Origin of the sequence: Mesorhizobium sp. WSM3866 (genome assembly GCF_002294795.1) — a bacterium.
Taxonomy (GTDB): domain Bacteria; phylum Pseudomonadota; class Alphaproteobacteria; order Rhizobiales; family Rhizobiaceae; genus Mesorhizobium.
Window position 1 is genome coordinate 210,045 of record NZ_NSGC01000009.1, and the last position, 14,596, is coordinate 224,640.

14 protein-coding genes are annotated in these 14,596 nt (G+C 63.9%); 11 read left to right on the forward strand and 3 right to left on the reverse strand.

The annotated features are described in order from the left end of the window. Window position 1: 1 nt before the first annotated feature. On the reverse strand, window positions 2-1,168 hold the full coding sequence (locus tag CK222_RS21320) for an ATP-grasp domain-containing protein (protein WP_067326422.1): 1,167 nt from the start codon (window positions 1,166-1,168) through the stop codon (window positions 2-4). Window positions 1,169-1,696: 528 nt separating this feature from the next. Between CK222_RS21320 and leuA the strand changes: the two genes are divergently transcribed. The 4 genes from leuA (at window position 1,697) to CK222_RS21345 (ending at window position 7,075) form a co-directional block, all read left to right on the forward strand. Beyond that, window positions 1,697-3,373 carry a 2-isopropylmalate synthase gene (leuA, locus tag CK222_RS21330; protein ID WP_067327095.1) on the forward strand — a complete coding sequence of 559 codons (1,677 nt, stop codon included), beginning with the start codon at window positions 1,697-1,699 and terminating at the stop codon, window positions 3,371-3,373. Window positions 3,374-3,570: 197 nt separating this feature from the next. Further along, entirely contained in the window at window positions 3,571-5,355 is a 1,785-nt protein-coding gene (locus CK222_RS21335; RefSeq protein WP_095801705.1) for a tetratricopeptide repeat protein, read from the forward strand. A gap of 233 nt (window positions 5,356-5,588) precedes the next feature. Next, on the forward strand, window positions 5,589-6,389 hold the full coding sequence (locus CK222_RS21340) for an alpha/beta fold hydrolase (protein WP_095801706.1): 801 nt from the start codon (window positions 5,589-5,591) through the stop codon (window positions 6,387-6,389). Window positions 6,390-6,457: 68 nt separating this feature from the next. Next, complete coding sequence (locus CK222_RS21345; RefSeq protein WP_095801707.1) at window positions 6,458-7,075, forward strand: hypothetical protein; 618 nt, start codon at window positions 6,458-6,460, stop codon at window positions 7,073-7,075. Here the strand turns inward: CK222_RS21345 and CK222_RS21350 are convergent. Then, window positions 7,065-8,003: a metallophosphoesterase gene (locus CK222_RS21350; protein WP_066994187.1), complete on the reverse strand. Its 939-nt coding sequence runs from the start codon at window positions 8,001-8,003 to the stop codon at window positions 7,065-7,067. The two genes, CK222_RS21345 and CK222_RS21350, sit on opposite strands and share 11 nt — an antisense overlap. A gap of 68 nt (window positions 8,004-8,071) precedes the next feature. Between CK222_RS21350 and CK222_RS21355 the strand changes: the two genes are divergently transcribed. After that, on the forward strand, window positions 8,072-8,572 hold the full coding sequence (locus CK222_RS21355; RefSeq protein ID WP_095801708.1) for an NUDIX domain-containing protein: 501 nt from the start codon (window positions 8,072-8,074) through the stop codon (window positions 8,570-8,572). Window position 8,573: 1 nt separating this feature from the next. On the opposite strand, the gene CK222_RS21360 is transcribed toward CK222_RS21355, so the two are convergent. Further along, the gene (locus CK222_RS21360) at window positions 8,574-9,560 is read right to left on the reverse strand and encodes a glutathione S-transferase family protein (RefSeq protein ID WP_095801709.1); all 987 of its coding nucleotides are present in this window, start codon (window positions 9,558-9,560) and stop codon (window positions 8,574-8,576) included. Window positions 9,561-9,832: 272 nt separating this feature from the next. Here CK222_RS21360 and CK222_RS21365 point away from each other — a divergent pair, with 272 nt between their 5' ends. The 6 genes from CK222_RS21365 to CK222_RS21390 all read left to right on the forward strand — a co-directional run bounded on the left by CK222_RS21365 (window position 9,833) and on the right by CK222_RS21390 (window position 14,577). Continuing rightward, window positions 9,833-10,438 (forward strand): N-acetyltransferase, encoded by a 606-nt coding sequence (locus tag CK222_RS21365; RefSeq protein ID WP_095801710.1) that lies wholly within the window; start codon window positions 9,833-9,835, stop codon window positions 10,436-10,438. A 30-nt stretch (window positions 10,439-10,468) separates the two neighbouring features. Beyond that, the gene (locus CK222_RS21370; RefSeq protein WP_066994178.1) at window positions 10,469-11,230 is read left to right on the forward strand and encodes a 3-hydroxyacyl-CoA dehydrogenase; all 762 of its coding nucleotides are present in this window, start codon (window positions 10,469-10,471) and stop codon (window positions 11,228-11,230) included. A gap of 6 nt (window positions 11,231-11,236) precedes the next feature. Then, window positions 11,237-12,412 carry a CaiB/BaiF CoA-transferase family protein gene (locus tag CK222_RS21375; RefSeq protein WP_095801711.1) on the forward strand — a complete coding sequence of 392 codons (1,176 nt, stop codon included), beginning with the start codon at window positions 11,237-11,239 and terminating at the stop codon, window positions 12,410-12,412. A gap of 36 nt (window positions 12,413-12,448) precedes the next feature. After that, on the forward strand, window positions 12,449-13,219 hold the full coding sequence (locus CK222_RS21380; RefSeq protein WP_095801712.1) for a HugZ family protein: 771 nt from the start codon (window positions 12,449-12,451) through the stop codon (window positions 13,217-13,219). A 165-nt stretch (window positions 13,220-13,384) separates the two neighbouring features. Then, window positions 13,385-13,723: a metalloregulator ArsR/SmtB family transcription factor gene (locus tag CK222_RS21385; protein ID WP_066994170.1), complete on the forward strand. Its 339-nt coding sequence runs from the start codon at window positions 13,385-13,387 to the stop codon at window positions 13,721-13,723. A 56-nt stretch (window positions 13,724-13,779) separates the two neighbouring features. After that, on the forward strand, window positions 13,780-14,577 hold the full coding sequence (locus CK222_RS21390; RefSeq protein WP_095801713.1) for an RNA methyltransferase: 798 nt from the start codon (window positions 13,780-13,782) through the stop codon (window positions 14,575-14,577). Window positions 14,578-14,596 lie beyond the last annotated feature (19 nt).

The following is a 14,596-nucleotide window of genomic DNA, read 5'->3' on the forward strand; positions in this document are numbered from 1 at the left end:
CTCACGCCTTTTCCGCGTGGATATAGTCAACCGCCTGACGCAGCGCCTTCTGGTCCTTCGAGCGCATCTGGTAGGCGTAGTTCCCCATGGCGCGGCTGAAAACCTCTTCGATGGCCTGATGATGGACGATCTTGTCGCCGTGGGCGGCTAGCACGTCCTCATGGCTGTGCAAATAGTCGAGGTGCCGCTTGCGGCTGGCATAGGCCGTGAAATACTTGCCCTTGTAGGGCCCGCCGGCCACGTCCTTCACCACCATGTTGGCCCATTCGGCATAGACGTCGATGTCGAAGGTGTAGTTGATCGCATCCGTCATCCAGGCGCCTGGCGGCCGCATGTTGACCTCCAGCGCAATGATGCGCTTGTCCCTGGTCTCGAACAGTTCGATGTGGAAGAAGCGCTCACGTACGTCGAACGCCATGAGGATCTTGCGGCCTGCCTCCTCGATCGCGGGCGTGATCTCGGGGAAGCAGGTGTAGCTCATATGGCGGTCGCGGTTGACCACCTCCATGACGCTCTGGTCGTAGCGGTGGCTCGCCGCCAGCACCACCTCGCCGTCGCGGTTGACCAGCCCGTCGAAGGTCACCACCAGCCCCTCGATGAACTGCTCCATGACGAAGGTCACGCCTTCGGGCTTGTCCTTGAAGAACTGGTCGAGCTCCTTCGCGTTGGAGATCTTGAACGTGTTCGAGGCGCCGGAGCCCGAATCCGGTTTCACTACCACCGGATAGCCGACGCGGCGGATGAAGGTCATGGCGCCTGCGCGATCGGAGCATTTGCGTTGCGGGATTGTCTCGACGCCGCTCTTGCGGAAGAAGGCCCGCATGCGGCTCTTGCGCTTCAAATTCTTCACGAAGTCGAGCTTGGTGCCGAAGATGTTGAAGTCGGTGCGGATATTGGCCTCGAGCTCCAGCCAGTGCTCGTTCAACGACTCGAAGCGGTCGATGCGGCCCCATTTGTGGATGAAATGGCCCATCGCCCGGAATACGGCATCGTAGTTCTCCATGTCCGCGACCCGATAATATTCCGAAAGCGCCGCCTTGAGCTTGCTGCTCAGCGTCTCATAGGGCGCGTCGCCGATGCCGAGCACGGTAGCGCCGGCCTTCTTCAGCCGGTCGCAGAAATCGGCGCCGTTGCCCGGAAAATGCGGCGAGAAGAACACGAAATTCATGCACGACCTCCCCCTCGGATCAGGTCCTCCGGAGGCGAGTGTGGCGCATTTGGCTGATGCGGGGAAGAGCCGCGCCAAAGCATGTCGACCAAAACTGTGCAGCGGTTTTGGGAAGACGATATGCATGAAACCAAAGACTTAAAGCCGGGCCGGCACTTGCCTCCGGATGGCCGCTCCTGTAAGAGAGCCGGCATGACCACGCGCACCCGCTCCGTCGCTTCTTCTCGCCCCGGCTTTGCCCGCGAGACCGTGCGCGCGCTTGCTTCGACCCTGCTCCTTCTCGGCCTTATCGGCGATCGCCGGGTTCGCTGAAGGAGCGCCCGGCGGTCGAAAACCGCCGCTTTGGGCGCCTGCTCCTTGGCTAGATTGGCAAGTCACATCAAGCGAACGAAATTCTTTGGTAAAGGCGCCGCTCGGCACCGATCCGCCTGAAGGCGGTCCCACGAGCCGCCGGGAGAAACGACGATGAATAGAAGAGAAGCAATCCGCGCCGGCGAGGCCGAAACGGGCGCGCAAGCGCCCGGCCACATGGCCGATGCCGCCCGCAAATATCAGCCCTACCCGACCGTCAACCTCGCCGATCGCACCTGGCCGTCCAAGGTGATCGACAAGGCGCCGATCTGGTGCTCGGTCGACCTGCGCGACGGCAACCAGGCGCTGATCGACCCGATGGGCCATGAGCGCAAGGCGCGCATGTTCGCGCTGCTGCTCGACATGGGCTTCAAGGAGATCGAGATCGGCTTCCCGTCGGCCTCGCAGACCGACTTCGACTTCGCCCGCTGGTGCGTCGAGGAGGGCGGCGTGCCCAAGGACGTGTCGCTGCAGGTTCTGGTGCAGTGCCGGCCCGAGCTGATCACGCGGACCTTCGAGGCGCTCGAGGGCGCCCACCGCCCGATCGTGCATTTCTACAACTCGACCAGCGAGCTGCAGCGCCGCGTCGTCTTCGAAAAGGACGTCGCCGGCATCAAGCGCATCGCCACGGATGCCGCCAAGATGATCACCGAAATGGCCGCCAAGGCCGGCGGCGGCTTCCGTTTCGAATATTCGCCGGAGAGCTTCACCGGTACCGAGCTCGAGGTCGCGCTGGAGATCTGCAACGCCGTCACCGAGATCGTGAAGCCGACGGCCGACAACAAGCTGATCGTCAACCTGCCATCGACGGTCGAGATGTCGACGCCCAACGTCTATGCCGACCGCATCGAGTGGATGTGCCGCAATCTCGACAACCGCGACAAGCTGATCATCTCGCTGCATCCGCACAACGACCGCGGCACCGGCATCGCCACCACCGAGCTCGGCCTGATGGCCGGCGCCGACCGCGTCGAGGGCACGCTGTTCGGCAATGGCGAGCGGACCGGCAATGTCGACATCGTGACGCTGGCGCTCAACATGTACACGCAAGGCGTCGATCCCGAGCTGGACTGCTCCGACATCAACCGGATGAAGGACGTCTACGAATATTCGAACCAGCTGAAGATCCCGGAACGCCACCCCTATGTCGGCGAGCTCGTCTACACCGCTTTCTCCGGCTCGCACCAGGATGCCATCAACAAGGGCATGAAGGCGCTGCGCAAAGCCAACACGCCGGTGTGGGAAGTGCCCTACCTGCCGATCGACCCCGCCGATGTCGGCCGCACCTATGAGGCGATCATCCGCATCAACTCGCAGTCGGGCAAGGGCGGCATCGCCTACGTGCTGCAGGCCGACTATGGCCTCAATCTGCCGCGAAACCTGCAGATCGAGTTCAGCCAGGACATCCAGGCGATCACCGACGCCGAAGGCAAGGAAGTGCCGGCCAAGCGCATCCACGAGCGCTTCCTCGAAGCCTATGTCGACCAGCCCGGCGCCAGGCTGAAATTCCTCGACCATCGCACCTATCCGGACACCGCGGTAAAGGGCCGTCGCGTGGTCGAGGCCGAAATCGTCGACAAAGGCAAGGAAGTCACCATCACCGGCACCGGTACCGGCCCGATCGACGGCTTCGTCGATGCGCTTTCGCGCCATATCGGCGTCGACATGTCGGTGCTCGACTATTCCGAACATTCCTTGCAGCGCGGCTCGAACGCCTCGGCCATTTCCTATGTCGAGATGGAATATCCCGGCGGCAAGCTGTTCGGCGCAGGCATAAACACCAACATCGTCGCCGCCTCGCTGGAGGCCGTGGTCTCGGCCGCCAACCGCATCCTGGGCCGCAAGGCCGCCTGATTGTTCGATTGATAAAGCGTGGCGCGTTCATCGGACGTGCCACGCTTCATGGCAGGCGCGAGCCGCGTTCAAATTCGTTAACCGGCCGGTAAATTTCCCGTGGCTTACGCGATCACATAACAGAAGGTTCCTTGTGCGCTGGAGCGCGCGCTATATTATCGCGCCCTAACCTGTGCCGACTCTGAAAGGTCCGACACTTGGAGCCTGCCACGCCTGCCGCCCCCGCAGTGCGCGAGACATTGGAGCGACTGCTTGCCAGCGAAACGTTCGGACGATCCGAGCGGGCCCGCAGGCTGTTACGCTATCTGGTCGAACGCGAGCAGGCAGGCGAAGCCGACCGGCTGAAGGGTGTGTCCATTGCCATGGATGTCTTCGGCAAGGACGGCGATTTCGACGGATCGACCGACGCGGTCGTCAGGGTCCAGGCGGGGCGGCTGCGCGAGCTTTTGGATCAATATTTCGCCAGCGAAGGCATTGGCGAGCCGGTACGCATCGCCATTCCGCGCGGCGGCTATGTGCCTTCTTACGAGTTGAACGCCATACGGCTCCCAGCCGACGCCAAACCCGCGGATGCCCCGATCGCCCGGCCTTCCAAGCATTTCGAGAAGCCCGAGGCCGCCGCCGCACCGGTCGACGCCGTGCCGCTGACGACGACCCCGGCACCGACCCAATCCGCGTCATCGCTGACGCGCCAGTTGCGGTTCTTCTGGGCCGCCATGGTGCTGGTCATCGCCATGCTGGGTATCCTTGTCGTCCGCCAGGGTAACGCCTTTCTTCGTGGTGACGACGCGGTCGCGCCGGTTGAAGTCGAAACGGCAGGCGCGACCAGCAGCGTCGCTTCCCAAACGTTCGAAGGCCTGCCTTTGATCTACTTGGCCATCAAAGCCGACGGACCCGAGGCGGCCCGTGTTGCTTCCTCGCTGCGCGCCGGTCTGGCCGGCTTCGATACGATAGACTTCATCGGACGCGACGCCGACGCTACGCGCAATCGTTCCGCCGATCCGATCAGCTTCGTTTTCGATCTTATCCCCGGGACAGCCGCCGGCGACGTCATGATCGAGCTGCAGAGCGTCGCGACGGGACGGGTTCTCCTGTCACGCAACCTGACATCGGCCGAAAGCGCGCCTGGTGCGGTCGAGAGCAACATCGCCAATCTCCTGAGCTCTACCGTCCCCGCTTCGGGCGCGATCTACAGCTATATCGACCAGAGCGATATCCGGACCAGCCAGATAGGATGTCTGGTGCTCGACGACCTCTACTATCTCGACCAGAGCGCCAAGGCGCACGAAGCTGCGTATCGCTGTCTGGAGAAGCTGGTCAGAGAAAGCACCAAATCATCGCTCATCTACTCGGAACTGGCTTCCCTGCATCTGGAAGCCGTCAACAACCGCTACGCCTATCCGCCCGGCGCAACGGTCGAGCAGGCCATGTCGTTTGCCCACCGCGCCATTCAGATGGCACCGATGAGCCCGCACGCGCATCGCGCCTACGGCTACCTCAACTCGCGCCTCGGCAACACCGACGAAGCGATCCGCTGGATGCGCAAGGCTTATGAGCTCAACCCCTACGATCTCGGCATGGCCGCCGCTTATGGCTACGGCCTGATCTTCGCTGGCAGATACCAGGAAGGGACGCCGATCCTGGGCCATGCCGTCGAGGCCTTCAGCGGTCATCCGACCTGGTGGGACTATGGCCTGTTTGTCGGAGCCTTCATGCAAGGCGACACCCAGAGGGCAGCGATTGCCAGCGAGTCGCTGCGGACCACCGCGTCCAAATCGCATTACCTGGCGGCGCGCCTGATCGGCGCCAAGATCTCAGGCCGCGACAAGCTCGCAAACGAATTGGCGAACGAGCTCACGGCCGAATTCCCGAAATTCGCCGCCAATCCGCGCGCCACTTTTGTTGACAGGAAGTACCCCGCCGATCTCATCGACCGGCTGGTGCAATCCTTGCGCTCTGCGGGGATTGGCAATCCGAGCTGAGCGAACGTGGAGCATTCGCTGACGTGCGGACTGATTGGAATATTAAATTCGCACGCCGGATCTGCTCGGCACAGCGGGCGTCGACACTCAACGAGTCTTAGGCCTGCTTACGCGTTCGATTGGGGCGCGCACGGCGAATTCGCGAAGATTTTACTGGCTATCGACCTGCTCAGGGAGCAATTCAGCCACAATCTTGAATTGCCCCTCATACTGCTTCACAGCCAACAATCTCGATGTTTAACTCTCTTCACGTCGCCGAAAGCGGTGCTGGCTCGAAGACGATCGTCTTCCTGCACGGCTTCGGCGCTTGCCATTCGATCTGGCGCGACGTGATTGCGGGATTGACGCCCGATGTGAGGACACTTGCCTACGACCTGCCGGGCCACGGAAACTCCCTGGAGTGCCAGGCGGCAGGAGTCAAGCAGGCCGCTGGGGTTATCCTGGCCGATCTGGGCAAGCGCCGCCTGGGCAAAGTTCACGTCGTCGGCCATTCCATGGGCGGCGCGATCGCGACATTGATGGCATCTGCCGATCCCGAAAGGGTGGCCTCGCTGACCTTGCTGGCGCCCGGCGGCTTCGGCCCCGAGATCAACGGTCCGTTGCTGCGGCGCTATGCGGCCGCGGCCGATCGAGATGAGATCCGCGCCTGTCTTGCCGCCATGTCGGGGCCGCAAAGTTCTCCTCCTCAACACGTGGTGGAGGCGCTGTGCGGCACGCGCAAACGGCCGGGCCAGTTGCGGACCCTCGTCGGTGCTGCAGCCGTGATCACCAGGGAAGACCGGCAAGGTGTCATCCCGAGCGAACGGCTGGAAACCCTGAGCATGCCGGTGATGGTGCTTTGGGGAACGGACGATCCCGTCCTGCCCGTCGCCCAGGCCGAGGACTTGCCGCCGCATTTCCACCTGCACCACGTGCTGGAGGCGGGCCACATGCTGGTCGAGGAGGCGCCTGACCTGATTGCAGAGGCCGTGCGCCGCAACACGCGTCGCCGCGGCAGAATCCAGAGACCGGTGTTCAGCGCAGCCGCAAGCTGAGCCCATCTCGCAGTGCATTTTGCCGGCGACTGTGTTAACTCGCTGTTTACCAACAGCGAGGCAGCGCCATGAAGGATGCAGGCGACAAAATCACCCCGATCGAGCCATCGCGAAAGCTCGCGGACGCGATCCGCGACGTCAAGAACGCCTTCGCCGACCGCGATGATGTGGTGGTCGACATGCGCGAGGCGCACCGCATGCGGCTCGAGTTGCTGGCCGCGGAGCTCGCCCCCGTTTTCGCCGACGTGCCGGCGGATATCGACAATTTCGACTTCGCCGTCTCCTCCGGCCTGCAGCCGCGGCTGTGGGTCGATGCCGTCAGCCATGTCGCCATGGGGCGGGATCGCCGCACCTTCCGCTTCCTTAAGGACACGCGCATCGGCCGCGTGGTGCTGGCCGAATCGACCGACATGAAGCCCGTCGCCGATGCCGTTACGCGATACGTGGCCGAGCGTGTCGTCGAGCGGCAGCGGATGATGGAAGGCGCGGTCGAGAGCGCGGTGACTGGCCTGCATCGAGCCGAGGTCCGGGAAGCCGAGCCGCCCTTGCAGGCTGCAACGCGCCGCAACGGCTGGACGACCTTCTTCGCCGGCCTCGGCTTGATCGCCGCCGGCGCCCTGGTCGGCCTGGCGGTATCGCTGGTGCTGTTCTGGGACCGCATCGCCCAGATGAAGATCAGCTTCTGACGACGGGCTCGCGCACCACCGGCATATCGGCACCGAGCTCGATCACCTGAATGTCCGACGGCGGCAGTGCCGGACCGGTCAGGCCGCGCCGTGTCAGGCGGATGGTCCAACCACCTTTTTTTCCGCCGATCTCGAACAGATTGTACTGAGCGGCGGGATGATCGCCGCCCGGCGCCTGGCCGGCGGCGGCCACGCCGACCACCGGCACCTTGACGCCGCGCGGACCGATGGTGAACAGCGAAGGCAAGTGCGAGTGGCCGTGCAGCACAAGCTCGGCGCCATACCGGCGAATGACTTTGTGGAAGCGCGCGATACCGAACAGCCGCTTATGCTGCGAGACCGCGCCACGCACCGGCGGATGATGGATCATGATGGCGCGAAACAGCCCCTGTCTGGCCGTCGCGTCGAGGATGTTGCCGAGCCGCTCCGCCTGGCCCTCCATGAAGAAGCCGTTGGCCATGAAGGGCGCCGTGGCCCGCGCCGTCGTGACGCCGATCAGAGCGACATCACCGCGAACCCGCAAATAGGGAAAGGAATTGCGGTCGATCGGGCTGTTGATGCCGTCGCCCGTCATCCACGGCGCCCATGACCGGCAAACCTTGTCGAAGGCGCCCGGCACATAGGCATCGTGATTGCCCGGCACCACGGATACGTCATTCGCAGAGCCCAGCGTCTCCAGCCAATGTTTCGCCATCTCGATCTCGCCATCGAGCGCCAGGTTGACGAGATCGCCGGTGACCGCGAGGTGGTCGGGGGCGTTGGCTTTGATATCGCCGACAATCGTGTCGATCACCGCATCGTGCATATGACGGCGGCGGTTGCGCTGCCAGTTGACGTAACCCAGCACGCGCTTGGACGCGAGATCGCGATAGGTTACATCGGGCAGCGGCCCCAGATGGACATCGGAAATATGTGCAAGCCTGAGCATAGCCCCTTCTTAAGCGACCCGGTCCGGGCTTTCTACTCAACGTTTCCTGTCCGCTCGCGGTTTCGTGGATGACTGGCGCCGATCCGGAACAGGCGTTCCGCCAGACCGGCTGGGCGGGACTGCGGGCAAGGCTGTTCCATCTCTATTTCCTGCTGCGGCGCCCGATGACGCTTGGCGTGCGCGGCTTGATCTACGACCGCGCATCCAACTCCATCTTCCTCATCCGCCACACCTATGTTCCGGGCTGGCAGTTGCCTGGCGGCGGCGTCGAGGTCGGCGAGACGCTTGTCGAGGCGCTGGCGCGCGAGCTCGCCGAGGAGGGCAACATCGCGTTGACGGCTCCGCCGGTGCTGAGATCGATGCACTTCAACCGTCGCGCCAGCACACGCGACCACGTCGGCCTCTATCTGGTCGAAGCCTTCAACCAGACGGCGCCGAAATCGGCGGACCATGAGATCGCCGAGGCGGCGTTCTTTCCGCTCGACCGTTTGCCGGCAGATGCGACGCCGGCGACGCGACGTCGGATTGCCGAAATTTTCAGCGGCGAGCAGGTCTCGGCCTACTGGTAACTCATGCCGCCTTCCTGAACCGGCCGCGATCATGTGGTGCGGCATAGTCGAGTTTAGGTCCCGCCGGGATTATCCCCGTCGGATTGATCGATTTGTGGCTGCCGTAGTAGTGCGACTTGATGTGATGCAGGCTGACCGTGCCTGACACGCCGGGCACCTGGTAGAGGTCGCGCAGATAGTTCGACAGGTTCGGATAGTCGGCGATCCGGCGCAGATTGCATTTGAAGTGGCCGACATAGACCGGATCGAAGCGCACCAGCGTGGTGAATAGACGCCAGTCAGCTTCGGTGATCCGCTCGCCGACAAGATAGCGCTGCTTTGACAGCCGCTCTTCCAACGTGTCGAGTGCTGCGAAGAGCTCGCCGAACGCTTCCTCATAGGATTCCTGCGAGGTGGCGAAGCCGGCGCGATAGACGCCGTTGTTGATCGCCGGATAGACCAGCGCATTGATCCTGTCGATCTCGGAACGCAACGCCCGCGGATAGAAGTCCAGGCTCGCATCACCCCATTCGTCGAAGCCGGAATTGAGCATGCGGATGATTTCTGACGACTCGTTGCTGACGATGGTTTCCTGTCTTTTGTCCCACAGCACCGGTACGGACGCGCGGCCCGAATAGCCGCGATCGGCCTTGGCATAGATCTGGTGCAGGAAGTCGAGGCCGTAGAGCGTGTCACCGGTTGCGCCGTCCTCGGATGTGAAGGTCCAGCCGTTCTCGCCCATGAAATGGTGCACCACGGAGACGGAGATGATGTCTTCCAACTTCTTCAAGACGCGGAAGATCAAGGTCCGGTGCGCCCAGGGGCAGGCGAGCGAGACGTAAAGGTGATAGCGCCCGGGCTCCCCCTTGAAACCGCGTTTGCGCCCTTGCGCCGGCGCACCGTCGCGCGCCACCCAGTCGCGCCATTGCGCTTCGGCACGCACGAACCTGCCGCTGCTGTCGGCAACGGTCGAGCGGTCCTGCCATTTGCCTTCAACCAGCAATCCCATGCGAAATCTCCCTGCGGTTCCAACGACATCTAGGCGCTTACCCGGAATGTCGAAGCCCTCAGGCGCTGAACAGTTCGTCAAACGACGAAAAGAAAGGTGAAAAGGGCCGATTGCAGCCGGGAACAATTGATGCTAGCGGAAGCGCCCATGTTTGACTTTGCCACGATCCGGTTCGACCGACGACGAAAGGACGCCCGCGCTTGATGAAGCGCTGACTGGCGAACGCTGCCGCTTGCAGCAAACCTTTCCTCGCATACCGGAACGCAAAGACCATGAGCCTTGCCGACGTGAAATATCTGCCGGAGACCCCGGCGCACGATCCTGAAATCGAAGCCATCAACGACGAGGCCTTCGGGCCGGGCCGTTTCGTGCTGGCCGCCTATAAGATCCGCGAGGCGGGCGGGCACGACCGCTCGATGTCCTTTGTCGCCGTCAAGGACGAGACGGTGATCGCCTCGGTGCGCATGACGCGCGTGGCGGCAGGCGCCGGACGCGCCATGATGCTTGGCCCGCTTGCCGTCCGGCCCGCCTTCAAGAATCTCGGCATAGGCCGCAGGCTGGTCGCGATCGCGCTCGAAGCCGCCGCGAAGGCCGGCGCGCCGGCCGTCATGCTGGTCGGTGACGAGCCCTACTACGGGCCGCTCGGCTTCAAGCGCTTCCCGCGTGGGCAGATCACCATGCCGCGTCCGGTCGATCTCGACCGGCTGCTCCATCACGAAATCAGGCTTGGCGCGGTGGCCCGGTTCGTCGGTGAGGTCTGTCATGCTGATACGGCGAGGGTTGCCGACCTGGCCCAGGTCGCGGTCCGCGCCTCGGCCAATCCGCAGTCCTCGATCGATCCGGTCATTCAGGTTGCGCCGCAGCAGCGCGCTTCGTAGCATGATCCGAAATTCTGGGAGGACGCCGGCATGACCCCGAACGGGCAGATCGCGATCGTCACTGGCGGTGGCTCCGGCCTTGGCGAAGCGACGGCGCGCGCCCTTGCCACCAAGGGCGCCAAGATAGCGATACTCGATATCGGCATCGATCGCTCGGCCAAGGTTGCCGCCGATATCGGCGGCATCGCGGTCCAATGCGATGTCAGCAGCGCAGACAGTGGCAGCGCGGCGATCGCCGAAGTGGCGGCAAAGCTCGGCGAACCGCGCATCCTGGTCAATTGCGCCGGCATTGCCATTGGTGTGAAGACGGTCGGCAAGGATGGCCCGCACCCGCTGGACCAGTACCGCAAGGTGATCGAGATCAACCTGATCGGCACCTTCAACATGATCCGCCTGGTCGCCGACCGGGCGGCGAAACTCGAACCGCTCGCCGGCGGCGAACGCGGCGTCATCGTCAACACGGCGTCGGTCGCCGCCTATGACGGCCAGATCGGCCAGGCTGCCTATTCGGCGTCCAAGGGCGGCGTCGTCGGCATGACATTGCCGGTCGCGCGCGACCTGGCGCGCTCAGGAATTCGCGTCTGCACCATCGCCCCAGGGATCTTCAGGACTCCGATGATGGCCGGCATGCCGCAAGAGGTGCAGGATTCGCTCGGCGCTTCGGTCCCCTTCCCGCCTCGCCTCGGCGAGCCCTCGGAATATGCAGCACTCGCGCTCCACATCATCGAGAACCAGATGCTGAACGGCGAGACCATCCGCCTCGACGGCGCGATCCGCATGGCGCCCAAATAAAAGCGAATGAGCACGCCGCCGACAGCCGCCGACAAGACAGGGCCGTTGGCTGGCCTCAGGCTGATCGAGATGGCGGGCCTCGGCCCGGTGCCGCTCGCCGCCTTGATGCTGTCGGAGATGGGCGCAGACGTCCTGCGCATCGAGCGGGCGGACGCCAAAGAGCCGCTTCTGTCCTTGCCCGAGGCCCACAACCTCGACCGCCACGGCCGCTCCATCCTCAGGCTCGACCTGAAGCGGCCGGACGGCGCGGAGCTTCTGCTGCGCCTTGCGGAAAAGGCCGACGTTCTCATCGAAGGTTTTCGCCCAGGCGTCATGGAGCGGCTGGGCCTCGGGCCTGATGTCGTGCTGGAAGGCAATCCTGCGCTGATCTACGGCCGCCTCACGGGTTTCGGCCAGGACGGGCCGCTATCGCGCCGCGCCGGTCATGACATCACCTACCTCGCCTATGCCGGCCTGCTGCATGCCGTCGGCCGGCAGGGAGCGCCGCCTGTGCCGCCGCTGAACCTTGTCGCCGACCAGGGCGGCGGCGCCATGATGCTGATCGCCGGCGTGCTGGCGGCCCTGTTCCAGCGCTCGCGCACCGGCAAAGGTCAGGTGATCGATGCCGCCATGGTCGAGGGTGCATCGATGCTCGCGGCTCCGATCCATGCCTTCATGGCGGCCGGCCTCTGGAGCGAGCGACGCGGTGAGAACCTGCTCGATTCCGGGGCCCCCTTCTACGACGTTTACGAGGCGGCGGACGGACGGCATGTCGCCATCGGCTGCCTCGAACCGCAATTCTTTGCCGAGTTCGCCCGATTGTTGCCGCTCGACCGGCGTTTTGTCGGCGGTCAATATGACAGGACATCGTGGCCCGACATGCGCGCTGCCATTGCCGCGAGAATCAGAGCGAAGACACGCGACGAGTGGGCCGAGGTGTTTGGACCGACCGACGCGTGCGTCGCTCCGGTCCTGTCGCTGACCGAAGCCAGGGATCATCCGCAGAGCCGCGCCCGGCAAAATTTTGCAAGATCGGGCGAGCTCGAACGTCCGACGTCGGCGCCGCGCTTCTCCAACGCCGCCTCGACGCTTGCCGCGGCGCCGACCGTCGCCGACCGCCGGCCTTCGGCTGTGCTGGCACGCTTCGGCATCGACGAGACTGAAATTGAAGCCCTTGTCAGGTCCGGCCTGTTTGGCAGATAGCCGGAGAGTAGAAATCAACTTATCGCGGTGAGCGCTGTGACCGAGACCAGGAAGGATGTCATCCGCGAGACCGACACCGAGGCCGTCAGGCTGGCGAAGACTCTGGTCCGCTCGGCCCGCTTCGGCGCGCTTGCGGCCATCGAGCCCGGCACCGGGGCGCCGCTGGCAAGCCGGGTCGGCGTGGCGACCGACATCGACGGCGCGCCGCTGATCCTGGTCTCGATGCTGTCGGCGCATACCGGCGCGCTTCTCGCCGACCCGCGCTGCTCGCTGCTCGTCGGCGAACCCGGCAAGGGCGATCCGCTCGCGCAACCCCGCATCTCGCTTGTATGCCAGGCGCTGCGGTTGGAGCGCGGATCGGCGGGTCACGCCCGCGCCGAACGGCGCTATCTCAACCGCAATCCGAAGGCGAAACTCTATGCCGGGCTCGGCGACTTCTCGATATTCCGGCTCGAGCCTGAACGCGCCAGTCTCAATGGCGGCTTCGGCAAAGCCTATCTTCTGGATCGCGCCGACCTGATCGCCGGCGGCCCGATCGTCGAGGAGCTGGCGGCCAGCGAACAGTCGGCCCTGGACCACATGAATGCCGACCATCGCGATGCGCTTTGCATTTATGCGCGCCATTTCGGCCGGGCCGAAGGCGATGGCTGGATCGCTACGGGTTTCGATGCGGACGGCATGGATCTGGCTTCTCCGGATGCCACCTGCAGGGTCTTCTTCCCTCGGCCTCTCGGCACTGCCGGCGAGTTGCGGTCCGTGCTGGTCGAGATGGCCAGGGCCGGGCGCGCCGCAGGCCGGGCACAGTAGCGAAAGTTAATCGTCCCGGATCGAAAGCAACTCTTGAGATTTAGGTAAAATGATCTACCTTTTGTTGCAGCGCCGATTCAGCGGCGCTCCCTGACCTGAATATCGTGGAAATCAGCCGCCATTGCCCCCATGGCAGCTGGATGAGCCAGAAAACATGGGGGATCCATGATCTCAAGCAAGCTAGTCGCCAACGCCGAATCGGCTGCCGCGTTTCTGACGCTCATGGGCAATGAAAAGCGGCTGCTGATCGTCAGCTATCTGATCGAGGGCGAAATGTCCGTCGGCGCCATCGCCGAGAAAGTCCAGTTGAGCCAGTCCGCTCTGTCGCAGCATTTGGCCAAGCTGAGAGCGCTTGATATCGTCGAGACCCGTCGCGATCGCCAGATGATCTATTATTCCTGCAACTCCGACGCAGTGCGCGAGCTGCTTCGCACGCTGGAAGGCATTTTCGGCGACGGCGACCTGTCTCAGATGGCCTACAGGATGCGCCGCGCCGGGACTTGACCCGGGCTCTGCAAAGCCCCTTACCTTGCTGACGACCGTTCGCCGGCGAGATTTCTATGAACCTCATCCCTGTCGACGACCCGCAGGATCCGCGTGTCGCCGCCTATCTCGATATCCGCGAGCGCGATCTCGTCGGACGACATGGGCGCTTCGTCGCCGAAGGCAAGGTGGTGCTGGATCTTCTGCTGTCGGCCGGACGCTTCGCGGCGGAATCGGCCCTCATTCTGGAGAACAGGCGGGCGGGCCTCGAAGGTGTCTTGCGCAAGGCGCCAGCCGACCTCCCGATCTATGTCGTAAACGGCGACGTCATGGACCGGATCGCCGGCTTCCACATGCATCGCGGCGTATTGGCGATTGGCGTTCGGGGCTCTCCTCAATCGGCCGAGGTGCTGCTCGAAACCTTGCCGGCAAGCGCGTTGGTCGTGGTTCTGGTCGGCATATCCAATCATGACAATATGGGCTCGATCTTCCGCAACGCCGCAGCCTTTGGCGCGGACGCCGTGCTTCTCGATCCCACCTGCTGTGATCCGCTTTACCGCAAGGCGATCCGCGTTTCGGTCGGCGCGGCGCTGAAGGTGCCCTTCGGCTCCTTCGACAATGCGATGAGCTTGACCGCAACGCTTGACCGGATGGGCTTCGGCCAGTTCGCGCTCTCGCCGCGCGGCGAAACGGACATCCGTGCTGCGGAAAGAACGTCTCGGCTGGCCCTCTATCTCGGCACGGAAGGCGAAGGCCTGCCCGAGACCCTGCTCAGTCGCCTGCGGACCGTACGGATCGGCATGGCGGAGGGATTCGACAGCCTGAACGTTGCAGCCGCATCGGCCATTGCCCTGCATCACTTCTCGAAACGATAGCGGCGCAGCGACCAAGACG